Source organism: Lysinibacillus sp. UBA6686 (assembly GCF_002455205.1).
GTDB classification, from domain to species: domain Bacteria; phylum Bacillota; class Bacilli; order Bacillales_A; family Planococcaceae; genus Lysinibacillus; species Lysinibacillus pakistanensis.
The window spans coordinates 1-20,452 of record NZ_DKJS01000036.1 but is presented as its reverse complement, the minus strand read 5'-3'; the positions used below and the strand labels follow the sequence as shown (position 1 = coordinate 20,452).

Below are 20,452 nucleotides of genomic sequence, written 5' to 3'. Positions count from 1 at the left end.
ATTACGCTATATATCTATTTTTATCTGAAAAAGTGTTGAAAATAAAGTGGAAGGGTAGAATACCTAAAACTTGAAAGAGGGTAATCTACTTGAAACCAAAATTGACACTAAGGCAAATTTACGGTAATCATGCTGTGTATACACCGAGAACGCCATACAGTGATAATCCCTGGATGATGGATGATCCACATAAACTAGACGCCTTAACATCTAGGGAAGTGGCAATAGCAGATATACCTGTGTTAGTACATCGTGCTACGCAAACAGCAAAAGCACAAGAGCTTCATGAATTGGCAGGGATACCATGGGTGGAACAGCCTTATAGTTATGAAACACAAGAAGAGTATATTGCACAAGTGCAAGCTTGGTGTGAGGAGGGGAAAACCATTGTCTGCCAATATATTCATGATATAGAACATATAAATCGGAATTGTTATTGGATGGACGCAGAGAAATTTAATGAGCTAAATACAAAAGCATATATTGATCATTTAATTGATAGTAAATTTGTTCCTAGTCGTTTAAATGTGGAAACGTATAGACTGTCAGATGCTATTAAAAATTGGCAGCCACCCGTCGTATTGAAGCCCGGTGATGATTCTCCCACATCTGGAGGGTATGGGGTCATTATTTGCCAAAACAAAAATGAGCTCACAGATGGGTTACGACAGTTTCGTATGACTGGTACGGAGAGCGTTATTATTGAGGAGCTATTACAGACAAAGGATAACTATAGCTGTCAGTTTGTATATTCGGAAGAGCTAGGTATTCAATTTTTGGGAGCCTCTCAGCAAATAACGGATGATAATGGTATCTATGAAGGAAATATCATCATTGATAAAGTACCGAAAAAGGTTATTGAGGTGGGGCGACATATTATGGAAAGAGGAGTAGCGGAAGGCTTTGTAGGAGTAGCAGGCTTTGATTTAATTGTTACCGAGGCTGGAGACGTTCAGGCAATAGATTTGAATTTCAGACAGAATGGCTCAACCTCTATGCTAATGTTTCATGATGCATTGGGCAAGCCTATTAATAAATTTGCCTCCTATGTAGCTCAAAGTCCTCAGCAAAATGAATCCTTTTATCAAACAATCAAAAAATTCATAGCACAAGGAGTCCTATTTCCATTATCCTTTTATGATGGGGACTATTTTCCTGAGTCTGTTGAATCGAGATTTGTGGGAATCTGGTATGCTGATACATTAGAGAAAATAGAAACATATGAACGTGAATTGTTATATTAGAAAAAGAATGGTCTAATCTGTATTATTAAAGACAAGTAATGGTACAAGAAGTTGAAATTCACACCTACTTGTTTAATATGTTGCACATATTATAAAATGTACATTACTAAAATGAACTTTTAGTGGTGTACATTTTTTATTTCCGTTGGTCAAAATAGAGGGATAGTATGTAACATTGTTTACAAGCAAGAACGAGTCTAAATATATAGGGGGCATCTATCAGGGAAAAGGTAGGTGTATTTAATAAAGTAATAGGTGGGACATGTGTGACAGATTTTGTTTGCCCTTCGAAAATGCAATGTTTGGGCTGTAAAGCAAAAGTTCCTGAACCAGACCAGGAGGACGAACTTTTAGAAGTGATTCAATTATCAAAAGATATGAGAAGCGTTTTAAACAATTAGGATTAGAGATCGAAGTAATGAAAGCAAAGGAAATGGCAAAGCAAGCAAAAATCGAATTGAAGAAATAGACCTTATCAAGAAATATAGAGAGGAACGACAATATGAACCAATCATCCAACATAACCCATTCCGATAAGCGACAATGGCTCGAAAAGGTTCATAAGCAGCGTAGAGAACGTTCCATTTCAATCGGTATGGAAACAATTGATATGCTTGTTAATCAAAGCATTCCAGTAACATATCACAATATTAGTGAGTATTCTAAGCTACTTGATCAAACTTGCAAAGGGATTCATCCAAATACAAACGTAATGAGGATTTATATATTTATTACCAAAAACATAGTAAGACCTATAAAGTGAATAAAATACGTAAAAAGGCCGTAGAACCGTCAAAATTTGATGAATCAGCATAACGAAAAATTTCACCAGAGCGTGATATAAACGTGGTTAAGAGGAAGTATATGCAGCTCACAAAGGAACAGTTAGTGAATCAACTAATAGCGCTAGAACAATATGTAGCTCAAAATCAAAAACGGTGGATTGTAAGTCATTTTGAAAAATTTAAATAGATAAAGAATTCATTTTGAAAAAAGATTGATCAAAATTAAACTTCTAAATTCACAGTTACATCCGTTAGAATCAAAAGAAAAGCACTGCTAAAAAGCAATGCTCTTCTCTTGTTCTTTATTCCTTTCCAAATAATTTCTCCTTTATCAACTTGGGAAGGAATCTTTTTTTATTCTTCTGGACTAAATTTGTTTTCTTACGATGTTATTTTTTATTCTTAAGAGTCTTTCCCTTTATCTCACCAATTTTAACTTCTCCGTTTCCTGACTGCGAAATAGACGCATCTTTCGCCACATGGTTGATATCCAGACTACCATCACCCACTTGTATCTCTACAGAGCCACCTACTTGATCAACTGCAATATGTCCATTGATATTATTAATAACTACATTTGAACCGATATCACGAGCGATGATGTCACCGTCTCGATTATCAATTTCAAGTGAGCCGATTAGGTTCGATACTTTAATATCGCCATTGATGTTGTCAATCTTGGCGCTAGACGATAACTCTGAAACTTGGATATTGCCGTCACGGTGTGACTTAATATCCAGCATAAGTTGCTTCGGAATTTTGATTTCCAGATCGACTGACCCTGATCCCATAGCAAGGAATTGCCCTCTAAACCGTGCATCTAAATAAGCAATATCTTTTTGTGCTTCCAACTTTAGCTCCAATTTATCCATGCTGACCCCTTTGCCCTTGGCCAAAGCAACAACTTCGATCTTATCTGAATCGGAGCTCCCGGAAATCTGAATTTCCCCATTCCGATGGTCAATGACAAGCTTTGTCAGACCGACTGACGATAATTCCAGGTTTTTTGCCGTTGATTCTTCTTTCGCTCCGCAGGCAGCAATCAGCATCAATGACACTACAAGCATAGCGCCCTTTATTTTCTTCATTATGTTCATATTTATCCTCCTTTTTTGCAGAGATAGGTTGTTCTAAAATTCCGATTTTGTTGCTTAATCTTGAAGCTGTCACTCAGACCACATCACGTTTTACAAATATAGGGTATGATATCAAATACATGACCGCCAGATGAATCCCGATAAATACGAGGGAAAAGCTCAATGTTACCCCATCAATAGAAGGATTTCCGTATATGTACGGAGTAAGGTCAGTATGAGAGAAAACGAAGTATTTCGTCCAACTCCAACCGTCCATTGCAATCGAAATAATAAATCCAGTCAACGAGACGAGCAGGGAAATAACAATGGAGAAGGTTGTACTTCTAAAGGCGGCAGAGATCATAAATGCCAATGTAACCGTGATGAGCAAGAATGGAATATTAAGCATATATCCCGCAAGTAAAGCTTGCAGCATTGGAACTTCTTCTACAGCTTGGTTCTTTACATAGAAATGGCTGTCTGCTAATCCATCGAAACCAAATATGAAACCACCAAGGAAAATCGATGTTAGTATTCCAGCTACTGATAACATAAGCCCGAACAAGATGGCAGCGGCATATTTGGAGATGTAGACTTTAGTGCGACTGGCCGAACGGGTCAATAGAAGCTTAATCGTACCAGATACGAATTCAGCGGCAACAATCTCGCCTGCGATAATAATGGAGATGAGGGAAACCGCAAAAATGATATTCCGCACTTGGCTCACTGCAAAGCTCCATCCATTGGTGCTAGGTGGAATGCCTTTGTCTAAATAGTACTGATTCAGCACTATGTGTTTTTCCGCCTGCTTGATTTCAATGTTCAACGCATCTGGCTTGGTGGCTTCTTTGCGGAATTGCGCATTCTCTTGTTCTAACTGCGCTCTCCAATCGTTGTTGGTAGCGCCACTTCCAGCCGTTTTCAAATTCACGATTTGAAGCGCTACGTACAATAAGACGATTGCAATCATGACCCACGTTCGCTTTCGTTTATAAATCTTCATATTTTCATTACGAATGATTGAAATCAATGGTCTTCCCCTCCTGTTATCTCTATAAACTTGTCTTCCAACGTTTTTTTGACCGTGTGAACACCAAATACGTTAATTCCTGCTTCCATTAACTTACGGCTAATCTCTGGAATATGCGCCTTTGCGATGCTGACTTGTATATGTCGTTGATCTGTCGTAATTTCATCACCGGACATTAGCGTTTGAAGGATTTGTACAGCTAGATCTGGTCGGTCGACTTCAAATCGAACTTGTGTTTGTTCATCTTCTGAGATATCTGATATCTTGTGAATATTAATCAATTTTCCTTTTTGCATAATAGCTACCCGGTCACACATCATCTCCATTTCGGACATGAGGTGGCTAGAGATTAGAACTCCCACACCTTCTTTTTGAGCCAGATGCTTCAAGTGACCTCTCAGTTCACGGATACCAGCAGGATCAAGTCCGTTGGTAGGTTCATCGAGTATAAGCAGGGAAGGCTTATGAACGAGAGCTACGGCAAGACCTAGGCGCTGACGCATGCCTAGGGAGTAGGTCGCCACTTTATCACCGATACTATGCTCCAAACCAACTAGTGCAACGACTTCCTGAATTCTTACTTTTGTCACACCAGGCGTCATGCGTGCAAAATGAATTAAATTGTCATAACCGGATAAATATTTGTACAAATCCGGATTCTCCACGATTACGCCTACATGTTTCATAGTTTGTTCAAAGTTGGTATGAGTATCTGTTCCGTTAATAAGTACTTGGCCTCCTGATTTGGACATTAGGCCGACAATTATCCGAATTGTTGATGTTTTTCCTGCTCCGTTCGGACCGAGGAGTCCCAGGATTTCTCCCTTTTCCATATTTAACGTTACCTGATTGACAATGACCTTGTTTCCTATTTTTTTCGTGAGATCACGAATTTGTAGCAGCGACAATTCCTACCACTCCTTTTATTAGTAATTGGAATGAGATATACTTTTCTGTATTCTAGGGATGCATCTCATCCAACTTCAAACTAGCAGAAAGATTGTCATAAAGCCGAGTGACAAGAAGTCATAACCTTGATATGACAAAGAAAATTGGGCGTGTTCATACTGTTTTTTTCCATTCCAAAAAGATTAAAGGAGTTGTACATATGCGTTTTCAAATTAAAAATAAAAATCGGTGGTCATGGCAGGACTGGACTATGCTTGCTATTCGTTGTCTATGGGTAGTCGCCGTTATCATTTTTATGTATCAGGATCAGCCAACATTTTCTTTTTGGCTAGTGTTTGTTCCTCTTTTACTGTGTAATCTTATCCCCTTTTTATTTGTGAAGGGTCACTATTATCAATACCTAATATCCGAGTGTTTGTTTGCTGGTGGAGTATCATTATTTCTTGCTTATGATTTTGGGCTAATACGTCTGTTTCCACCGGCACTTTTTACGATTGCGTTCTATAGCCGAAGACTATCTCATTGGTTCTCGATTCCTATCGCTGTCACACTGTTTGTTCTAAGTGCAGGGGATTCTTTCAGTTCATCGTTGTCACATCCCGTCATATGGCAAGGCATAATAGATGCGCTTATCTTCTACGGGGTAAGTTATGCGTTGCAAAAAGGAGCCTTAGCGATTAATGCCATAAAGCAGAAGCTTTCGTTGATAAAAGAGCAATACACGATTTTGGAACAGTATTCATCACAGATTGAAAGAATGACTCTGTTGGAGGAACGTTACCGTATGGCACGTGAGCTTCATGACACAATCGGTCATACCTTTACTTCTATGATTCTGGGAATGGAGACACTTAAGTCTCATATTCATTCGAAAGAGGGAGAAGCCAAGCTGCAGGGAATGCTCAACTTGGCTAGAAAGGGACTGGATGATATTCGCCGTCAGGTGCATCAGATGGATCCAATCGAGGAGGCGCTACCGTTGGATCGAGCGCTGCTTCAAATTATGGATGAATTCAAGACGAATACTGGGATTCGTATTGTATTTCGTACAATGGGTGAGCCTTACCCTGTTATGAAGCAGGTCAGGCTTACCTTGTATCGCTGTCTGCAGGAGGCTCTAACTAACGCCAGTCGTCATGGGCAAGCTAGTACAATTCAAGTTCTATTGCAATATGATCACACACAGATGATGTTACAGGTTCAGGATAACGGCAGGGGTGAAGATAACCTCCAATATGGATTCGGTTTGACAGGTATGAAGGAGCGTTTAGCTCCATTACAAGGCAAACTCTTTATTCATTCGCAGCTGGATGTCGGCACAGTGGTAACCTGCACGATTCCGAATCCATCTCATGAAGATGGCCAGAAAATAAAAATTTTGTTGGCGGATGATCAACCTTTGGTCAGTGAGAGTCTAAGATTGCTGTTAGGAGAAGAACAGGATTTCGAAGTGGGGGTTGTTGGAGACGGTAAGCGAGCTATCGAAGAATGTGAGAAGGATCGTCCCGACATTGTATTAATGGACATCAACATGCCTGAGATGGATGGCATCGAAGCCACAAAGTTTATTAAAGAGACATGGCCAAACATTCGGATCATTATGATTACGACAATAGAGGATGTTTCCTTGGCGGCTGAAGCTCTTCGTATCGGAGCAGAGGGCTACATGTTGAAATCGATACATCCTAAGGAATTGGCCGCAACCATTAGACTCATATATAGTGGAGGGACAATGATCTCTCAAGATATAGCTCATCAATTGTTTCAATACAAGACAGGAGATAAGGTACAAACTCGGTATGAGCTGACCGAGCGAGAAATCGAAGTTCTCTGGTGTTTGACTGAAGGGCTTCGCAATAAGGAAATTGCACAGAAGCTACATTTGTCGGAAGGTACGATACGAAATTATATCTCCTCTATTTACCTAAAATTGCAAGTGCATAGCCGTGAAGAAGCTGTGGAAAAGGCAAAAATTGAGAGCCTAACTTAACAAAGTAAGAGGAAATCTAAGTCGAAATTTTGGACAAAATAGTTAAGTTAAGATATTGACAGCAAATATTCACATCTTTTTGTAGTACCACTTCATAAATGTTCCAAAATGTAATTTTAATCAAAGGTTAAGCTGAACTAATTATTTTATTTAGTTCAGCTTAAAAATACCCAATTATGATGTTACACATTATATAAAAAATACTTGAATCTCAAATATATAACTTTAACTCTTGACTTTTAATAAAAATTAGTCGACCATTCTTTTTTTATAGATAAATGCTGTGATAATCCAAGCAAAAATTGACCAAACAATGATTGTAACAATCGGGATAATCACATCTGTTGTTGAATAGCTTCCCTCTAAAGCCTCTGCTAATAGGACCAACTGGGAGCTTGGTAACCACTCCATAAATTTCAAAGCTGGGTAAATTGATGATAATGGTGAAGCATAAGAGCCTAGTGGGAAAATTAGAATAGCAGGTAGGATGATTATAGATCCCTCCATAATAGACTTCGCAAATAATCCACACAATGTTCCAAGTGCAATATAGAACACAGATGAAAGCATTAAAGCAATAGCTATGATGAATATGTTGGCAGGATTATAGCCCACAAGAAAAATAGTGATTCCCACTACTATCATTGTAACAATAAAGACAAACAAGCTTTTACCAATTAAAATATCTCCAAGTGAAGCAGGGGAAAGCATTAAATTACGAAGCGTATTTCTTTCTTTCTCCTCAGCAATTAAACAGCATTGTACATAGGCAGTTACCATAGAAAAACCTATATTAATTGGTAGATAATACTCGCTGATAGAATTGACTCCAGTTTTGTTATAAAAAAATGCTAAAACAAATGGTACAAATATCATAAGAGATACTGCATAGTTCCGTGAAAATTCCTTATAGTCCTTCATAAATATAGCTTGAATACGTGTCATTGAAATATTCATACTAAATCACTCCCTGTTATTTGCATAAAAATATCACCTAGTGTAGGTTCGTTTGTATAAATACGAGAAACTTCGTTAGATTGCATCCATTCATACAATTTTGACGCATCTTCTGAGCCGTTTTGAATAACAGCAATCTCACCATTTTTTAATTCAACTGAAATGGATTCATCGCCAAATTCTTTTTTTAATTCTTTTGGTGAGCCAATTGCACGAATTTTCCCTTTGTGTAAGAAGGCTACACGATCACAAAGTATTTCTGCTTCACTCATATCGTGTGTTGTTAAAAAGATTGTAGTACCCATTTCATTTAATTTACGTAAGCCATTATAAATATGCTGTGTATTAACAGGGTCGAGTGCAGAAGTTGGTTCATCTAAAAATAATAAATCAGGTTTATGCATGATTGCTCGTGCAAGTGTTACACGTTGAATCATCCCTTTAGAAAGCTGACTAACCTTCTTTTTTCGCTCAGTGTATAAATTAACAAACTCCAAAGCCTCTTTTACAGCAGTTTTTGATAATTGATATAAATTACAATATAGAAGTAAGTTCTCCTCGATTGATAACCTAGTATACAAACCGCTATTATCTGTTAAAATGCCAAAGCGTTTACGATTTTGGCTTTTTTTCATTTCACTTGCTGGACGACCAAATAATAATACATTGCCATCTGTTTTGTCTGTTTGTGCAGTTAGAATTTTAATAGTAGTTGTTTTTCCAGAGCCACTTGGTCCCAGGAATCCAAAGATTTCTCCTTTTTGAATCTTAAAGGAAACATCCTGTAAAGCTGTTTCCTTATGAAATATCTTTTTTAAATGTTGAACTTCAATCACTGTGTTCATGTGTTAACCTCCTGTGCGTTGTTGATGTCTACACTATAAACAACAATTAAAAGCACAGCAGTAAATTAAAGGTGAAAGGCAGAAAAATAATCTTTAATGGAGAGATATTTCATCTGACAGGAGTCGTTTATTTCCTGGGAAATCTTCTAAATTCCGAGTATTTCCTTTAAATCTGCTAGCTTATTTTTCGACAGAGGTACTACTGTTTTTTCAGAGCTATTTAAGGAAAGACTGTAGCTATTACGCGTCCATGTAATGATTTCACGTACCTTTTGTAAATTGACTATATATGAACGATGACTTCTAAAGAAGCCGAATGGTGTCAATTTTTGCTCAAGCTCATTTAAAGATAATGTACATGGGTAAGCTTCACCTGCAACATATACAGAAACAGATCCTTCAACACTTTCAATGTAATCAATTTCTGGAGGATTAAATAAAATGATCTTATCATTCTTTTTTGTTGGGATTTTATCAAATCGAATTGGTGCATTTTCAATTGAAGGAATAATCATTTCTGATTCATCATCTTTTACATCTAATGTATGTAAGCCATTTGTATCTAATCTATATATTTCTGTACTCGAAATAATTAAATTTTCCATGTTATTTGACAGCAAAATAATTTTTTTCTGCTGTTTTTGAAGAGCATCCAATAATTGCTGAACATTTTGCTTAGAAAATTCATCAAGATTTTGAAACGGCTCTTCTAACACTTGAATTTGTGCAGGATGGAGATATGTATGAATAAGTTTTAAACGCTGTTTTTCTCCATTTGAAAGCTTGTCAATTCTTTTGTTTTTTTGCTCCACTAAAGCAAACAAACCTAATAAATCCTCGGTTTTTTCAGAAGGAGTATTAAAAAGCTTTATGCAAAATCGGATGTATTCTTGAACTGTAAGCCGCTCATACAAAGCACATTCACGAAAATGTGTAAAAGCTTCATTGTGTTTCATAAACCAATTCATTAAGGTATGTATTTTAGAAACATCTGTATAAATACCTATAATACTATCTGATTGTAGGGAGAGCCGGAAACATGGATAGATGACATTGCCTCCTTCAATATAAGGGTCAATCATTATTGCCTCATTTTGTTTCATTTTGTTGTCCCCCTTGATATTGTTGGTTTTCTAAAAATTGGATGATATCAAAATGCGCCTGCAGATAGCTTTCATGACAATAGTTCGGATTATTACAGTCCATAAAACCGTGTAGACCAATAAATTGCTTCGTTTCAACTGCTGGTAATTGCTCAAGCTCTTCCTTTATTTCCTGTACATTAAAGCTGCTCTCATTACTAGGGAAAATAACAAGTGTTGGACAAACAGGTACGACATCAAGATATTGACGAATACGTGATCCATACACACAAACAACTCTATGTAATGGGAGAGAGGATAGTCTCCAAGCTAATGTTGCTCCGACACTATAACCTATTAGTATGACCTCATCATATTGCTTCTTCGCTTCCAGCAATTTGTGAGTAAGTAGTTTAAGTGGAGCTTCAAACCCAACGTTATTGATGAAATATACATATGCCTCTTGTTCTTGTTCGTAGGTAAATATTTTATTTTCTGGATATAAAGAAATACACTCAACTTTAGTGCTAGCGTTTTCATATGCTTTAGCTTGCATTTTTATAAAATCATTAATGCCATATATTTCATGTAGAATAAATACTTTTCTCTTCATTTTGACCTCATTTTTTGACTTTTTATAATAGTGTACCAAAAAGAAATTATAGTGTATATTTTAGGCTGGGGTTTATTATTGTAAAAAAACTTTTTAGAGATAAAATTCAATATACAAATTCTTAAAAAATAAAAATTTTTTTGACTTTTTTTATTTTGGGTGGTAAAACTAGCTTTATCTTTTACAAGGAGGATGAGTGGAGTGAAATATCAAGCAATAAATGTGAATGGTAGTGAGTTACACTTTGCTGATTACCCAGGAGAGAAAGGTACGATTATCGCGGTACACGGTCTCACAGGTAATCACATGCAAATGCATTATTATGCAGAGTTGCTAAGAGGTGAATATCGTTTTATATCTGTAGATTTAAAGGGGCGTGGCAAAAGTGCTCCCGCTGGGATAAATACAGGAATAGAGTTACATACACAGGATATTTTGGCTTTAATGGACGCATTGAACATTAAGCAACCCATTCTAATGGGCTATTCAATGGGAGCATTTATCATGGCGAATGTTGCTAGTAAACGTACCGATGTCAAAGGGGTAGTTTTACTTGATGGGGCAGCAACCTGTACGGATCATCAGCGTAAAATTGTTGAACCTTCACTTGGTCGTATTAGTAAGCATTATGAAAATGCCAATGCCTATATTCAAGAAATTAAAGAAATCTATGGTCGACTTGGTGTTGAGTGGACTGATCATTTAGAAAATGTAGGTCGTTATGAGATTGCAGAAAAAGATGGTCATTGGGAAAATAAATCTGATGAAGAGAAAATACGTCAAGATTTTCAAAGTTTTTATGCCTATAAACCAGAGGAAGTTTTCAAAAATATAGTGTGCCCAGTTCTTTTAATACATTCTACAGGTGAAATTGGTGCTATGCCGGCATTGTTTTTAGCAGAATCCTATACTGAAACATTGAAAAATGCTAAAAATATTTGGAAATACACATCTAGCAGCAATCATTACACATTAGTCTTTGAAGAAAGAAAAGATGTTAATCAAGTTATTCAATGTTTTTTAGAGAATTTATAAAAAACTATTGCAGATTTTTAAATTTTGTGCAAATAATTAAATAACTAAAATAAATGCCTATCGAGCAGCTATAGAAAAATGACCTTTTTCTATTTTCCCTGCTTGACTGTTGGCTACACTTTTTCTAAATGTGCGGGTAAGTCCGTGCTTTAGGTAAAGTGTAGCCTTTTTTTATTCAACCTTAAAAGGAGAGTTACTAGATGACAACAGGCTTAACGTATTTTAAAAAAGTTTATGGTGCTGTACCAGGATGGGTACAAAAAATGCACGATTATAATCCAGCGATGCTTGATCATTATACTGCGCTTCGAGGGGCAGCGATGGCACCAGGAGCTCTGTCGGTGAAAGAGAAGGATATTCTGTTAGTTGGTATAAATGCTGCAAGATATTATGCACGTAGCATGGTGTATCACACAAAGGGGGCAGTAGATGGTGGAGCTACATTAGAAGAGCTAATTGAGTATTTACTTGTAGCCTTTAACTATGGTGGAGAAAGAGCATTACAGCTTGGCTTGCAATCATTTGAATATGCCTTAGAGCTAACAAATATGGATGCAGACAAGATTTCTCATGAAGCATCAGCCATTGATATTGTACGTTACTACAGTACATTCGCTTCAACAGAGAAAAGTGAAGCATATTTTGAAAAATTACTGTCTTTCTTGACAGCAAATGATGAAAACGCTTTAAAGCAAGAACTTCTTAACGATAATGTGGTATCAACTCAAATGAAATTCATCCTAATGACAGGGATATATACAACTACACTACAAAATAAAGAAACAGATGATTGGGCTAAAAAATCGAGGGATGTAGGTGTAGTGGAAGCTGAATTAGCAGAGCTAGGCTATATTTGCCTACTGACAGCGGGCATACCTTCTTGGTTTGAGTTGAGTGATGCCCTTATTCAAAAATAACGGAGTGAGTACAATGAAAATTTATGATTCTGTAGAGCAAGCATTAACATGCGTAAAGAGTGGGCAAACAATTATGGTTGGTGGATTTGGTCTAGTGGGTGGTCCCCTAACGTTAATTGATGCTCTTGTGGAACTGGATGTAAACAATTTAACTATTATCAGCAATAATCTAGGAGAAAAAGGAAAGGGTCTAGGTAAATTATTAGAGCAAAAGAAGGTTAAAAAGGCTATTGGCTCTTATTTTACTGGGAATCGTGATGTCGGTGAGGCATTCCAACGAGGTGAAATTGAAATTGATCTACTACCTCAAGGCACTTTAGCTGAATCAATCCGAGCTGGTGGTGCAGGGATTGGTGGTTACTATACCAAAACTTCCGTAGGGACTGACTTAGCAAAGGGCAAAGAAACAAAAATGATTGACGGTGAGGAGTATGTGTTTGAAAAAGCACTGAAGGCTGATGTAGCTATTATTCGTGCTCATAAGGCAGATAAGTTAGGAAACTTAGTATACTACAAAACTGCACGAAACTTTAATCCTTTAATGGCGACGGCAGCTAGCACTGTAATTGTTGAAGTGGATGAATTAGTAGAGCCTGGTGAATTAAATAGCGATGAAATTATAACTCCACATTTATTTGTAGATCGCATTATTTTAGCGAAAAAGATTTTAACGAGGGAGGGTGTAGTAGAAAATGATTAACCCAATTCAAGAGCAAATAGCAAAAAGAGCAGCAGAAGAGGTGCAGGATGGACAAATTATAAATCTAGGAATTGGTATTCCTACATTGGTGGCTAAGTACGTTGACAATAACAATGTCTTCTTCCATACAGAAAATGGAATGCTTGGCGTAGTAGGGGTCGATGAGGAGGATGTTGATCCCAATATTGTGAATGCAGGAAAAATGCCAGTTGGAGAGGCAATTGGCTCTTCCTTTTTTAATAGTGCAGAATCATTTGGCATGATCCGTGGAGGTCATGTTGATGTCGCGATATTAGGAGTGCTTCAGGTAGATGAACAGGCACGTATCGCTAACTGGGCAGTCCCGGGGAAAAATATTATCGGTGTTGGTGGTGCAATGGATTTATTAATCGGAGCTAAAAAGGTCATTGTCACGATGTCTCATACTTCAAAGGATGGGAAAAGTAAAATCTTAAAGAATTGCACATTCCCTATCACATCAACAAGAAGCGTAGATACAATTATTACTGAGCTAGCTGTCTTTAGGTCTGTTAAAGGGCAATTACATTTAGTCGAATTAATGCCAGGAGTTACATTAGAACAAGTGCAAAAAAGTACAGAAGCAAGTTTTGTGAATGCTTTGAAATAGGGGGAGGAAACATGAGAGAAGTTGTTATTATAGATGGCGTTCGTACAGCTATTGGTAAATTAGGTGGTTCATTAGTCAATGAAACAGCAGATCAACTTGCTGAAAAAGTGATTCGTGGTCTACTAGAACGAACAAAATTAGATTCAGCCATTATTGATGAGGTAATTTTGGGACAAGCCAAGCAAAGTGCGGATCAATCGAATGTGGCACGTGTGGCTTCGTTAAGAGCAGATTTACCAATCTCTGTACCAGGGTATACAGTACATCGTCAATGTGGATCTGGGTTACAGTCCATTAATAATGCTGCCCAACAGATTGCTCTTGGCTACAGCGACATCATTATTGCTGGAGGGACAGAATCAATGAGTACGGCGCCATATTATTTGCGTAATGCTCGCTATGGATATGGTGTAGGAAATGCTTCGATTCTAGATCCGAATACAGAAAGTCAACCAGGGTCTCAGCCCTTTGAAGTATATGGTATTACTACAATGGGCGAAACAGCAGAAAATTTAGCCGAGAAATATGCTATTACTCGTAATGAACAGGATACCTTTGCTCATCGAAGTCAGGAGCGAACAGCTAATGCTCAGCAAGAAGGGTATTTTATAGAACAAATTGTTCCGTATGAAGTGAAAAAGAGAAAAACAGTTGAGATTTTTAACAAAGATGAGCATCCATTTTTATCAAGTGAAGAGAAGTTGAGTACACTAAAACCTGTTTTCCGTAAAGGTGGATCTGTTACTGCTGGAAATAGTAGTGGACGGAATGATGGTGCGTCTGCATTGTTACTAATGTCCAAAGAAAAAGCATTAGAGCTAGGATATCGACCAAAAGTAAAAATTCTTGCTCAAGCATCTGCTGGCGTAGACCCTACAATCATGGGAATTGGTCCAGTACCATCAACAATCAAAGCTTTAAAGCAAGCGAACTTAACGATACAGGATATAGATGTCATTGAATTAAATGAAGCCTTTGCTGCCCAATCAATCGCAGTAATCAGAGAGCTTGGATTAGATATCAATCGTGTTAACCCCAATGGAGGGGCTATTGCAATGGGACACCCAATTGGTGCAACAGGTGCTATTCTAATGACAAAGCTCATTCATGAGCTAGAACGAACAGGTAAGCGATATGGGCTAGTCACTTTATGTATAGCTGGGGGTCTAGGTATAACAACTATCGTTGAAAATTGCCAGCTATAAATAAACACCGAGTTTTTGACTCGGTGCTGGATATTTAGTAATCCTTTTGAATTTTTTCTAGGTATCGCTTTTGTGCAGATTTTAGTGCCACTACAACAGAGCCGCTTGATGGAGCATAATAGTGGTCATCTACACGAGCAATTAACTCGTCAATATTGGCTGTAAGATCAAAGCCAATCAACATACGTTTAAAGAAATCTTGGGCAAGTCCAGTGATAAATGTAAATTCTGCATTAATAATCTGATGAGTTTCTTTATCAATTTCTAACACAATGCCAGCATGCTTGTACATTTCATACATGGATGTGCCTTGGGGAGCTTTTGCATAAGCAGTCACTAAAATACTAGTAAGTTTTTGCAAGGAAATGACCTCCAAAATGGATAGATTGTGATTATAGTTTATCATTTTTTATCGTGGAAGAGCCACTTCCCAAAAATTACTTAGTCATACACAACAAGGGGGAGAATAGTATGGAAAAGTTAACGAATTTTTTCACAAATATTATGAAGAAATATTTGCCAGATCCTTTTGTATTTGCAATTGGGTTAACATTAGTAACATTTGTTTTAGCATTAGTTGTTGAGGATATTAGCTTTGTAGATTTAACGACAGCCTGGGGTGGCGGATTTTGGGATTTACTAGCATTCACAACACAAATGGCCGTTATTCTTGCTATGGGTTATGTACTAGCTACAGCTCCTATCACTGATAAATTTTTAAATAAAATTGCCAGTATGGTTCATACACCTAAGACTGCAATTATAGTAGCAACACTTGTAGGCGGTATTGGTAGTTATTTAAACTGGGGTTTTGGTTTAGTAATTGGTGGGATTATTGCGAAAAAATTAGCATTACAAGTTAAGGGAGTTCATTATCCATTAATTATTGCTGCAGCATACTCTGGCTTTACTTTTTATGGATTAGGTTTATCAGCTTCTATCCCAATCCTCATTTCAACACCTGGGCATTTTTTAGAGGATTCAATGGGCCTAGTTACACTTTCTGAGACAATTTTCAGTGTACCAATGATTTTAACTACAATTGTTCTCTTAATTACATTACCTTTATTTAATGCGATGCTACATCCTAAAGATCCAAGTAATGTGATTGAAATTGATCCTGCATTATATGCGGATCAGCCTAAGGCAAAGTTAAATCTATTAGAAGAGAATACACTGGCAAATAAATTAAATAATAGCCGTATTTTAGCATATGCAATAGGTATTCTTGGACTAATTTACATTGTTATTTATTTTACAAATGGCAGTTCGCTAAATTTAAATATATTAAACTTCATTATTTTATTCGTGGGAATTATTTTACTAGGTACACCTGCAAAATATGCTGAGCATTTAGCAGATGGTATTAAAACAATTTCAGGGATTGTACTTCAATTCCCATTCTATGCAGGTATCATGGCTATTATGGCTGCTTCTGGTTTAGTAGATACAATTGCCAAGGTATTTGTTGATTTATCAAATGAACAAACATTACCGTTTTGGGGCTTAATTAGTTCCTTCTTTATAAATTTCTTTGCACCATCTGCAGGTGGACACTGGGCAGTTCAAGGACCATTCATGATTGATGCGGCAAAAGAATTAGGAACATCTTTAGCAGAGACATCCATGTCTGTTATGTTAGGGAATGCTTGGAACGATCTAGTACAGCCGTTCTGGATATTACCAGCATTAGCACTTTCACGTTTAAAGCTAAAAGATATTATGGGCTTCCTTGTTATGATTATGTTCTTTGTTGGGGTTATCTATATTATTGCTACTTTAGCTTGGTCATACTTATTTTAGTAGACAGAGAGCCTTTATCTTCATTTAGCAAATGTTATTTGTATCGAAAGCATAGCGAAAGATGTTTTATGCGCGTAAGCGGAGCGACAGCAACAAATGTTTTCTGAAGCGAAAGCAAAGCGGCAGCTACAATTATGCCAAGGCGAAATGATTTGAAGGCTCTCCAAACAAGGAGGAGTATGAATGTCTATCATATATCAAGCCCTCTTAGTAGAAGGGGTTTTAACAAAAAAGAATAAAGCATTACTAATGGTTGGGTTATTTGCGGCTAGACGTGAAGAAAAGGAAATGATGTATTGTGTAGAGTTAGCAGTTGAAGCAGGCAATAGCGTTGTTGAAATTGCGGAGCTTATTGCATCAGCAATTATTTCAAGAGGTATTCCAACATGGTTGTCTGGTATAGAGGCTATTTCATATGCAGTTAGTCTTTCAGAGGAAAGTAAAATCCATCTAGTAAGTATAGATGAAGTAGCTACATTTTCTTCACAGCAGGAATGTATTAACTACTATCAATCAGAGTTTGAGGTTGTGCCGAACTGGATTCAATATTTAATTGAATATGCACCGGATATATTGTTGAAGTATAGCAATCTTCGTACGACTTCTCTACGTGATGGGGCAGTATCACGTTTGCTAAAGGAATTATTATTATATGCTATTAATGTTTGTGATGCATATGACAAGGGGATTTCAATCCATAAATCAAATGCCTCAGCACTTGGAGCAAATGCTGCTATGTTTGACGAGATCAAAGCACTATGTATTTATGCAGTTGGTTTAAAAGCCATTTGGAATGATACCGATAGAAAAGCTTAAAAAGGGGATTTAACCATGAAACGAGTTCTAATCATTGGTGGGGGCTTTATGGGCTCTGCAGTTGCAAAATATTTAGAACAAAATAATGTAAGCGTATTCCTATATGAGCCAGATGTAGAAAGATTACAACAGTTAAAGAAACAGCCTGAATTGCAAAACATTACTTTTCTGCATCAACTTGAAAAAATAGATGGCTTAAATTATGTCATAGAAGCCATTATAGAAAATTTACAGGTCAAACAAACTTTATTCGAACAATTAGATTCATTCTTTTCAAAAGATATAACGTTTTGTACCAATACATCGAGTTATCTTATTAGTGACGTTGCAGAAAAAATGATGCATAAAGAGCGCTTGATAGGAACACATTTTTTTTCGCCAGCTGATATCACACCTTTAGTAGAGGTCATTCCTAGTCCTTATACAGCAAAGGAAGTAGCAAACGATATAATGCTGTTTTTACAAGATACTAAGAAAAAACCTGTACTACTAAAACAAGAAATTGAAGGTTTTGTAGCAAACCGTTTACAAAGTGCACTTGCACGTGAGGCAATGTCATTAGTTGAGAGGGGAATCGTTTCTGCGCAAGAGTTAGATTTTATCGCTAAAATGAGCATAGGTGTTCGTCTAGCAGACACAGGACCACTCGAACAACGAGACATTAACGGATTAGATACACATTATGCTATTGTCAATTACGTTTACCCAACGTTGGAGAATGGGACAGAGCCTTTAACAATCCATCAAGATAAAATCAATGCGAAGCAATTAGGTATGAAAACAGAGCAAGGCTTTTATAATTGGTCATCCATTGATAAACAACAGTACTTAGCAAAAAAGGAAAAGACATTGAGGGATATAATAAAGCTAATTCAATAGCAGTAGCTGTCAAAAGTTGAATAGGAGTTGACCTGAAAGTATGGAATATCAAGCATTAGTAAAATGTACATCAGAGAAAAAAGATGTTCAATTTAAAACATATAAAGTCCCTGAATTAAAGCACAATGAGTGTTTATTAAAGGTAAATGCAGTTGGAATATGCGGTAGTGATCTTCATATGTATGATGGCCATGGTGGATATGACTGGGTCAATTATCCATTAGTATTAGGACATGAAGTCACAGGGGTGGTTATGAAACTAGGTGATGATGTTCATCCTTCTTTCTTAAATAAAAGAGTAGTTGTTAATCCTTATAAAAGCTGTGGTATTTGTGATTTTTGTAGGAACGGTGACACGAATTGTTGTGATTTTAATGACTATAAATTTGTAAAAACACCCTCCGAGGCATTGCGCTACGGATTCCGTGAAGATGGCGGTATGGCAGAATATATGGTAGTAGATAGCCGTAACATTATTGTTATAGATGATGCAGTATCCGATCAGGTGGCGGCAATCTCAGAAGCATTAGCAGTAAGTTATACCGCAGTGCTAAAGATTCCTGAGTTTGAGAAGAAATCCATACTGGTAGTTGGACCAGGACCGATAGGATTAGGTGTAGCAGCTATATTAGTGGGGTCAGGAAATAAAGAAGTTCATATGCTAGGCGTACTAGAGGATCAAAGTCGCCTACAATTAGCGAAAAATATAGGCGTACAAGCAACATTCACCTCTTCAAATGAATTAGTTGATGATATGTTTTCTGGTTACGATGCGATTATTGATTGTTCAGGTCACCCAACTATCCCTACTGAGGCAATCCCTTTACTCAAGCGAGGTGGGCAACTTGTACTTGTAGGTATTAATTCAGTTGAGTTTTCTGTGCCCATGGATCAAATTGTACGTGGTGAGATTATGATAAAAGGAAGCTATGGCATTACACAGGAGAATTACGAAGCTATATTGCAGATGGCAGCAAATCCGAACTTCCCTTTCCAACAATTGGTCGCTTGTACAGTACCATTTAAAGACAGCATACAGGGCTTTGAAAGTGCGTTAAATAAAGTAAGTGGCAAGGTCGTTATTGAGTTTAAGGAGGAGATATAGATGAAGATTGTTGATTTAACTTTAGAAATTTATGACGGCTTAGTTTCATACACATCTCACCCACCAATTGCTATTCAAGAGGAATCTACCTTTGAAAACTCTGGTCACCGTTATATTGAACCATGTGAGGGCTTTGAATCACGCTTTTTACGTATGTCAGACCATAGTGGAACACATATTGATGCACCAATCCACTTTATTAGAAACGGTGAATCGACTGCTGAAATGGACTTAACTAAGACATTCGGTGAAGCAGTCCTATTAGATGTATCTTCTATTAAAAAACCATATGAGCCAGTAACAGCAGAGTTGTTGAAACATGCAGAAGAGACACAAGGGGTTTCTGTGAATCCTGGTGATATTGTTATTGTGCGTACTCGAACTGAAAAATGGGGAGAGGGAGACTTTTTTGCAGAGCATGCATTCGCAACCTGTGCTGGTGATTGGTTGTTGGAGAAGCAGGTAAAATGTATTGGTCTAGATTTAGCCAATATTGATGTACATGACAATATGAAACGTGAGGTACATTTAAAGCTGTTAAGTGCACCTATATATATAGTAGAAAACCTAGTAAATCTTGAACAACTACCTTTACATGAACATTTTACTTTTATGGCATTACCACTGAAATTAAAAAATGCAACAGCCTCACCAGTTAGAGCTGTTGCCTTTCTTAAATAATTAGCATTGCAATGTTTAGTAATTTATAAGCTATTTCCAAAGATAAATAAAAAGTTCAAAGTAGTATGCTGATTATTAGCATACTATTTTCATAGTGTTGAAAAACTAAATGGTCAAGGGACCCTTTGTAAATATTTAGTCAAAATGAAGGT

21 protein-coding genes and 1 pseudogene are annotated in these 20,452 nt (G+C 37.1%); 14 read left to right on the top strand and 8 right to left on the bottom strand.

Annotated elements, in window-relative coordinates; genetic code table 11:
- Window positions 1-89: 89 nt before the first annotated feature.
- The 3 genes and pseudogenes from ldmS (at window position 90) to B2R82_RS08790 (ending at window position 2,007) form a co-directional block, all read left to right on the top strand.
- A complete protein-coding gene (gene ldmS / locus B2R82_RS08800; protein ID WP_286924499.1) occupies window positions 90-1,244 on the top strand; it encodes an L-aspartate--L-methionine ligase LdmS in 1,155 nt (384 codons plus the stop codon).
- 221 nt (window positions 1,245-1,465) lie between these two features.
- Window positions 1,466-1,781, top strand: a pseudogene (locus B2R82_RS24095) (site-specific integrase); the annotation flags it as partial.
- Complete coding sequence (locus tag B2R82_RS08790; protein WP_286924498.1) at window positions 1,747-2,007, top strand: hypothetical protein; 261 nt, start codon at window positions 1,747-1,749, stop codon at window positions 2,005-2,007. The pseudogene B2R82_RS24095 and the gene B2R82_RS08790, both read left to right, overlap by 35 nt.
- Before the next feature lie 411 nt (window positions 2,008-2,418).
- On the opposite strand, the gene B2R82_RS08785 is transcribed toward B2R82_RS08790, so the two are convergent.
- The 3 genes from B2R82_RS08785 to B2R82_RS08775 form a co-directional block, all read right to left on the bottom strand.
- Window positions 2,419-3,126, bottom strand: a complete 708-nt coding sequence (locus tag B2R82_RS08785; RefSeq protein ID WP_286924497.1) for a hypothetical protein — start codon at window positions 3,124-3,126, stop codon at window positions 2,419-2,421.
- A gap of 73 nt (window positions 3,127-3,199) precedes the next feature.
- Window positions 3,200-4,135 (bottom strand): ABC transporter permease, encoded by a 936-nt coding sequence (locus B2R82_RS08780; RefSeq protein ID WP_286924496.1) that lies wholly within the window; start codon window positions 4,133-4,135, stop codon window positions 3,200-3,202.
- The gene (locus tag B2R82_RS08775; RefSeq protein WP_286924495.1) at window positions 4,132-5,043 is read right to left on the bottom strand and encodes an ABC transporter ATP-binding protein; all 912 of its coding nucleotides are present in this window, start codon (window positions 5,041-5,043) and stop codon (window positions 4,132-4,134) included. The genes B2R82_RS08780 and B2R82_RS08775 overlap by 4 nt, the downstream gene beginning before the upstream one ends.
- A gap of 200 nt (window positions 5,044-5,243) precedes the next feature.
- Between B2R82_RS08775 and B2R82_RS08770 the strand changes: the two genes are divergently transcribed.
- Complete coding sequence (locus B2R82_RS08770) at window positions 5,244-7,034, top strand: hybrid sensor histidine kinase/response regulator transcription factor (RefSeq protein WP_286924556.1); 1,791 nt, start codon at window positions 5,244-5,246, stop codon at window positions 7,032-7,034.
- A gap of 249 nt (window positions 7,035-7,283) precedes the next feature.
- Here the strand turns inward: B2R82_RS08770 and B2R82_RS08765 are convergent, their stop codons facing one another.
- From B2R82_RS08765 to B2R82_RS08750, 4 genes are all read right to left on the bottom strand, one after another.
- Complete coding sequence (locus B2R82_RS08765) at window positions 7,284-7,991, bottom strand: ABC transporter permease (RefSeq protein WP_286924494.1); 708 nt, start codon at window positions 7,989-7,991, stop codon at window positions 7,284-7,286.
- Complete coding sequence (locus tag B2R82_RS08760) at window positions 7,988-8,836, bottom strand: ABC transporter ATP-binding protein (protein ID WP_286924493.1); 849 nt, start codon at window positions 8,834-8,836, stop codon at window positions 7,988-7,990. Before B2R82_RS08760 ends, B2R82_RS08765 begins: the two co-directional genes overlap by 4 nt.
- A 146-nt stretch (window positions 8,837-8,982) precedes the next feature.
- Window positions 8,983-9,939 carry a LytTR family transcriptional regulator DNA-binding domain-containing protein gene (locus B2R82_RS08755; RefSeq protein ID WP_286924492.1) on the bottom strand — a complete coding sequence of 319 codons (957 nt, stop codon included), beginning with the start codon at window positions 9,937-9,939 and terminating at the stop codon, window positions 8,983-8,985.
- Window positions 9,926-10,531: a dienelactone hydrolase family protein gene (locus B2R82_RS08750; protein WP_286924491.1), complete on the bottom strand. Its 606-nt coding sequence runs from the start codon at window positions 10,529-10,531 to the stop codon at window positions 9,926-9,928. Before B2R82_RS08750 ends, B2R82_RS08755 begins: the two co-directional genes overlap by 14 nt.
- A gap of 192 nt (window positions 10,532-10,723) precedes the next feature.
- Between B2R82_RS08750 and B2R82_RS08745 the strand changes: the two genes are divergently transcribed.
- The 5 genes from B2R82_RS08745 (at window position 10,724) to B2R82_RS08725 (ending at window position 15,016) form a co-directional block, all read left to right on the top strand.
- Window positions 10,724-11,566 carry an alpha/beta fold hydrolase gene (locus tag B2R82_RS08745; protein ID WP_376781230.1) on the top strand — a complete coding sequence of 281 codons (843 nt, stop codon included), beginning with the start codon at window positions 10,724-10,726 and terminating at the stop codon, window positions 11,564-11,566.
- A gap of 200 nt (window positions 11,567-11,766) precedes the next feature.
- Window positions 11,767-12,483 carry a carboxymuconolactone decarboxylase family protein gene (locus tag B2R82_RS08740; RefSeq protein WP_286924489.1) on the top strand — a complete coding sequence of 239 codons (717 nt, stop codon included), beginning with the start codon at window positions 11,767-11,769 and terminating at the stop codon, window positions 12,481-12,483.
- Window positions 12,484-12,496: 13 nt separating this feature from the next.
- Window positions 12,497-13,183 (top strand): CoA transferase subunit A, encoded by a 687-nt coding sequence (locus B2R82_RS08735; protein WP_286924488.1) that lies wholly within the window; start codon window positions 12,497-12,499, stop codon window positions 13,181-13,183.
- Window positions 13,176-13,811, top strand: a complete 636-nt coding sequence (locus tag B2R82_RS08730) for a 3-oxoacid CoA-transferase subunit B (protein ID WP_286924487.1) — start codon at window positions 13,176-13,178, stop codon at window positions 13,809-13,811. Before B2R82_RS08735 ends, B2R82_RS08730 begins: the two co-directional genes overlap by 8 nt.
- Before the next feature lie 11 nt (window positions 13,812-13,822).
- On the top strand, window positions 13,823-15,016 hold the full coding sequence (locus B2R82_RS08725) for a thiolase family protein (RefSeq protein WP_286924486.1): 1,194 nt from the start codon (window positions 13,823-13,825) through the stop codon (window positions 15,014-15,016).
- A gap of 34 nt (window positions 15,017-15,050) precedes the next feature.
- Here B2R82_RS08725 and B2R82_RS08720 read toward each other — a convergent pair whose 3' ends face one another.
- Window positions 15,051-15,377 (bottom strand): DUF3870 domain-containing protein, encoded by a 327-nt coding sequence (locus B2R82_RS08720; protein ID WP_283870466.1) that lies wholly within the window; start codon window positions 15,375-15,377, stop codon window positions 15,051-15,053.
- 110 nt (window positions 15,378-15,487) lie between these two features.
- Between B2R82_RS08720 and B2R82_RS08715 the strand changes: the two genes are divergently transcribed.
- The 5 genes from B2R82_RS08715 to B2R82_RS08695 all read left to right on the top strand — a co-directional run bounded on the left by B2R82_RS08715 (window position 15,488) and on the right by B2R82_RS08695 (window position 20,300).
- Window positions 15,488-16,819: a short-chain fatty acid transporter gene (locus tag B2R82_RS08715; RefSeq protein WP_286924485.1), complete on the top strand. Its 1,332-nt coding sequence runs from the start codon at window positions 15,488-15,490 to the stop codon at window positions 16,817-16,819.
- A 183-nt stretch (window positions 16,820-17,002) separates the two neighbouring features.
- Window positions 17,003-17,635 carry a carboxymuconolactone decarboxylase family protein gene (locus B2R82_RS08710; RefSeq protein WP_286924484.1) on the top strand — a complete coding sequence of 211 codons (633 nt, stop codon included), beginning with the start codon at window positions 17,003-17,005 and terminating at the stop codon, window positions 17,633-17,635.
- A gap of 15 nt (window positions 17,636-17,650) precedes the next feature.
- Window positions 17,651-18,514, top strand: a complete 864-nt coding sequence (locus B2R82_RS08705; protein ID WP_286924483.1) for a 3-hydroxyacyl-CoA dehydrogenase NAD-binding domain-containing protein — start codon at window positions 17,651-17,653, stop codon at window positions 18,512-18,514.
- Window positions 18,515-18,554: 40 nt separating this feature from the next.
- Window positions 18,555-19,619, top strand: a complete 1,065-nt coding sequence (locus tag B2R82_RS08700) for a zinc-dependent alcohol dehydrogenase (RefSeq protein WP_286924482.1) — start codon at window positions 18,555-18,557, stop codon at window positions 19,617-19,619.
- On the top strand, window positions 19,620-20,300 hold the full coding sequence (locus tag B2R82_RS08695) for a cyclase family protein (RefSeq protein ID WP_286924481.1): 681 nt from the start codon (window positions 19,620-19,622) through the stop codon (window positions 20,298-20,300).
- Window positions 20,301-20,452: the final 152 nt, after the last annotated feature.

What these genes read in the sequence shown, in the direction of transcription:
- B2R82_RS08790 (WP_286924498.1), top strand. Translation starts at nt 1,747, where the DNA reads ATGAACCAATCATCCAACATAACCCATTCCGATAAGCGACAATGGCTC.
- B2R82_RS08785 (WP_286924497.1), bottom strand. Translation starts at nt 3,126, where the DNA reads ATGAACATAATGAAGAAAATAAAGGGCGCTATGCTTGTAGTGTCATTG.
- B2R82_RS08770 (WP_286924556.1), top strand. Translation starts at nt 5,244, where the DNA reads ATGCGTTTTCAAATTAAAAATAAAAATCGGTGGTCATGGCAGGACTGG.
- B2R82_RS08765 (WP_286924494.1), bottom strand. Translation starts at nt 7,991, where the DNA reads ATGAATATTTCAATGACACGTATTCAAGCTATATTTATGAAGGACTAT.
- B2R82_RS08760 (WP_286924493.1), bottom strand. Translation starts at nt 8,836, where the DNA reads ATGAACACAGTGATTGAAGTTCAACATTTAAAAAAGATATTTCATAAG.
- B2R82_RS08755 (WP_286924492.1), bottom strand. Translation starts at nt 9,939, where the DNA reads ATGAAACAAAATGAGGCAATAATGATTGACCCTTATATTGAAGGAGGC.
- B2R82_RS08750 (WP_286924491.1), bottom strand. Translation starts at nt 10,531, where the DNA reads ATGAAGAGAAAAGTATTTATTCTACATGAAATATATGGCATTAATGAT.
- B2R82_RS08745 (WP_376781230.1), top strand. Translation starts at nt 10,724, where the DNA reads ATGAGTGGAGTGAAATATCAAGCAATAAATGTGAATGGTAGTGAGTTA.
- B2R82_RS08740 (WP_286924489.1), top strand. Translation starts at nt 11,767, where the DNA reads ATGACAACAGGCTTAACGTATTTTAAAAAAGTTTATGGTGCTGTACCA.
- B2R82_RS08735 (WP_286924488.1), top strand. Translation starts at nt 12,497, where the DNA reads ATGAAAATTTATGATTCTGTAGAGCAAGCATTAACATGCGTAAAGAGT.
- B2R82_RS08730 (WP_286924487.1), top strand. Translation starts at nt 13,176, where the DNA reads ATGATTAACCCAATTCAAGAGCAAATAGCAAAAAGAGCAGCAGAAGAG.
- B2R82_RS08725 (WP_286924486.1), top strand. Translation starts at nt 13,823, where the DNA reads ATGAGAGAAGTTGTTATTATAGATGGCGTTCGTACAGCTATTGGTAAA.
- B2R82_RS08715 (WP_286924485.1), top strand. Translation starts at nt 15,488, where the DNA reads ATGGAAAAGTTAACGAATTTTTTCACAAATATTATGAAGAAATATTTG.
- B2R82_RS08710 (WP_286924484.1), top strand. Translation starts at nt 17,003, where the DNA reads ATGTCTATCATATATCAAGCCCTCTTAGTAGAAGGGGTTTTAACAAAA.
- B2R82_RS08705 (WP_286924483.1), top strand. Translation starts at nt 17,651, where the DNA reads ATGAAACGAGTTCTAATCATTGGTGGGGGCTTTATGGGCTCTGCAGTT.
- B2R82_RS08700 (WP_286924482.1), top strand. Translation starts at nt 18,555, where the DNA reads ATGGAATATCAAGCATTAGTAAAATGTACATCAGAGAAAAAAGATGTT.
- B2R82_RS08695 (WP_286924481.1), top strand. Translation starts at nt 19,620, where the DNA reads ATGAAGATTGTTGATTTAACTTTAGAAATTTATGACGGCTTAGTTTCA.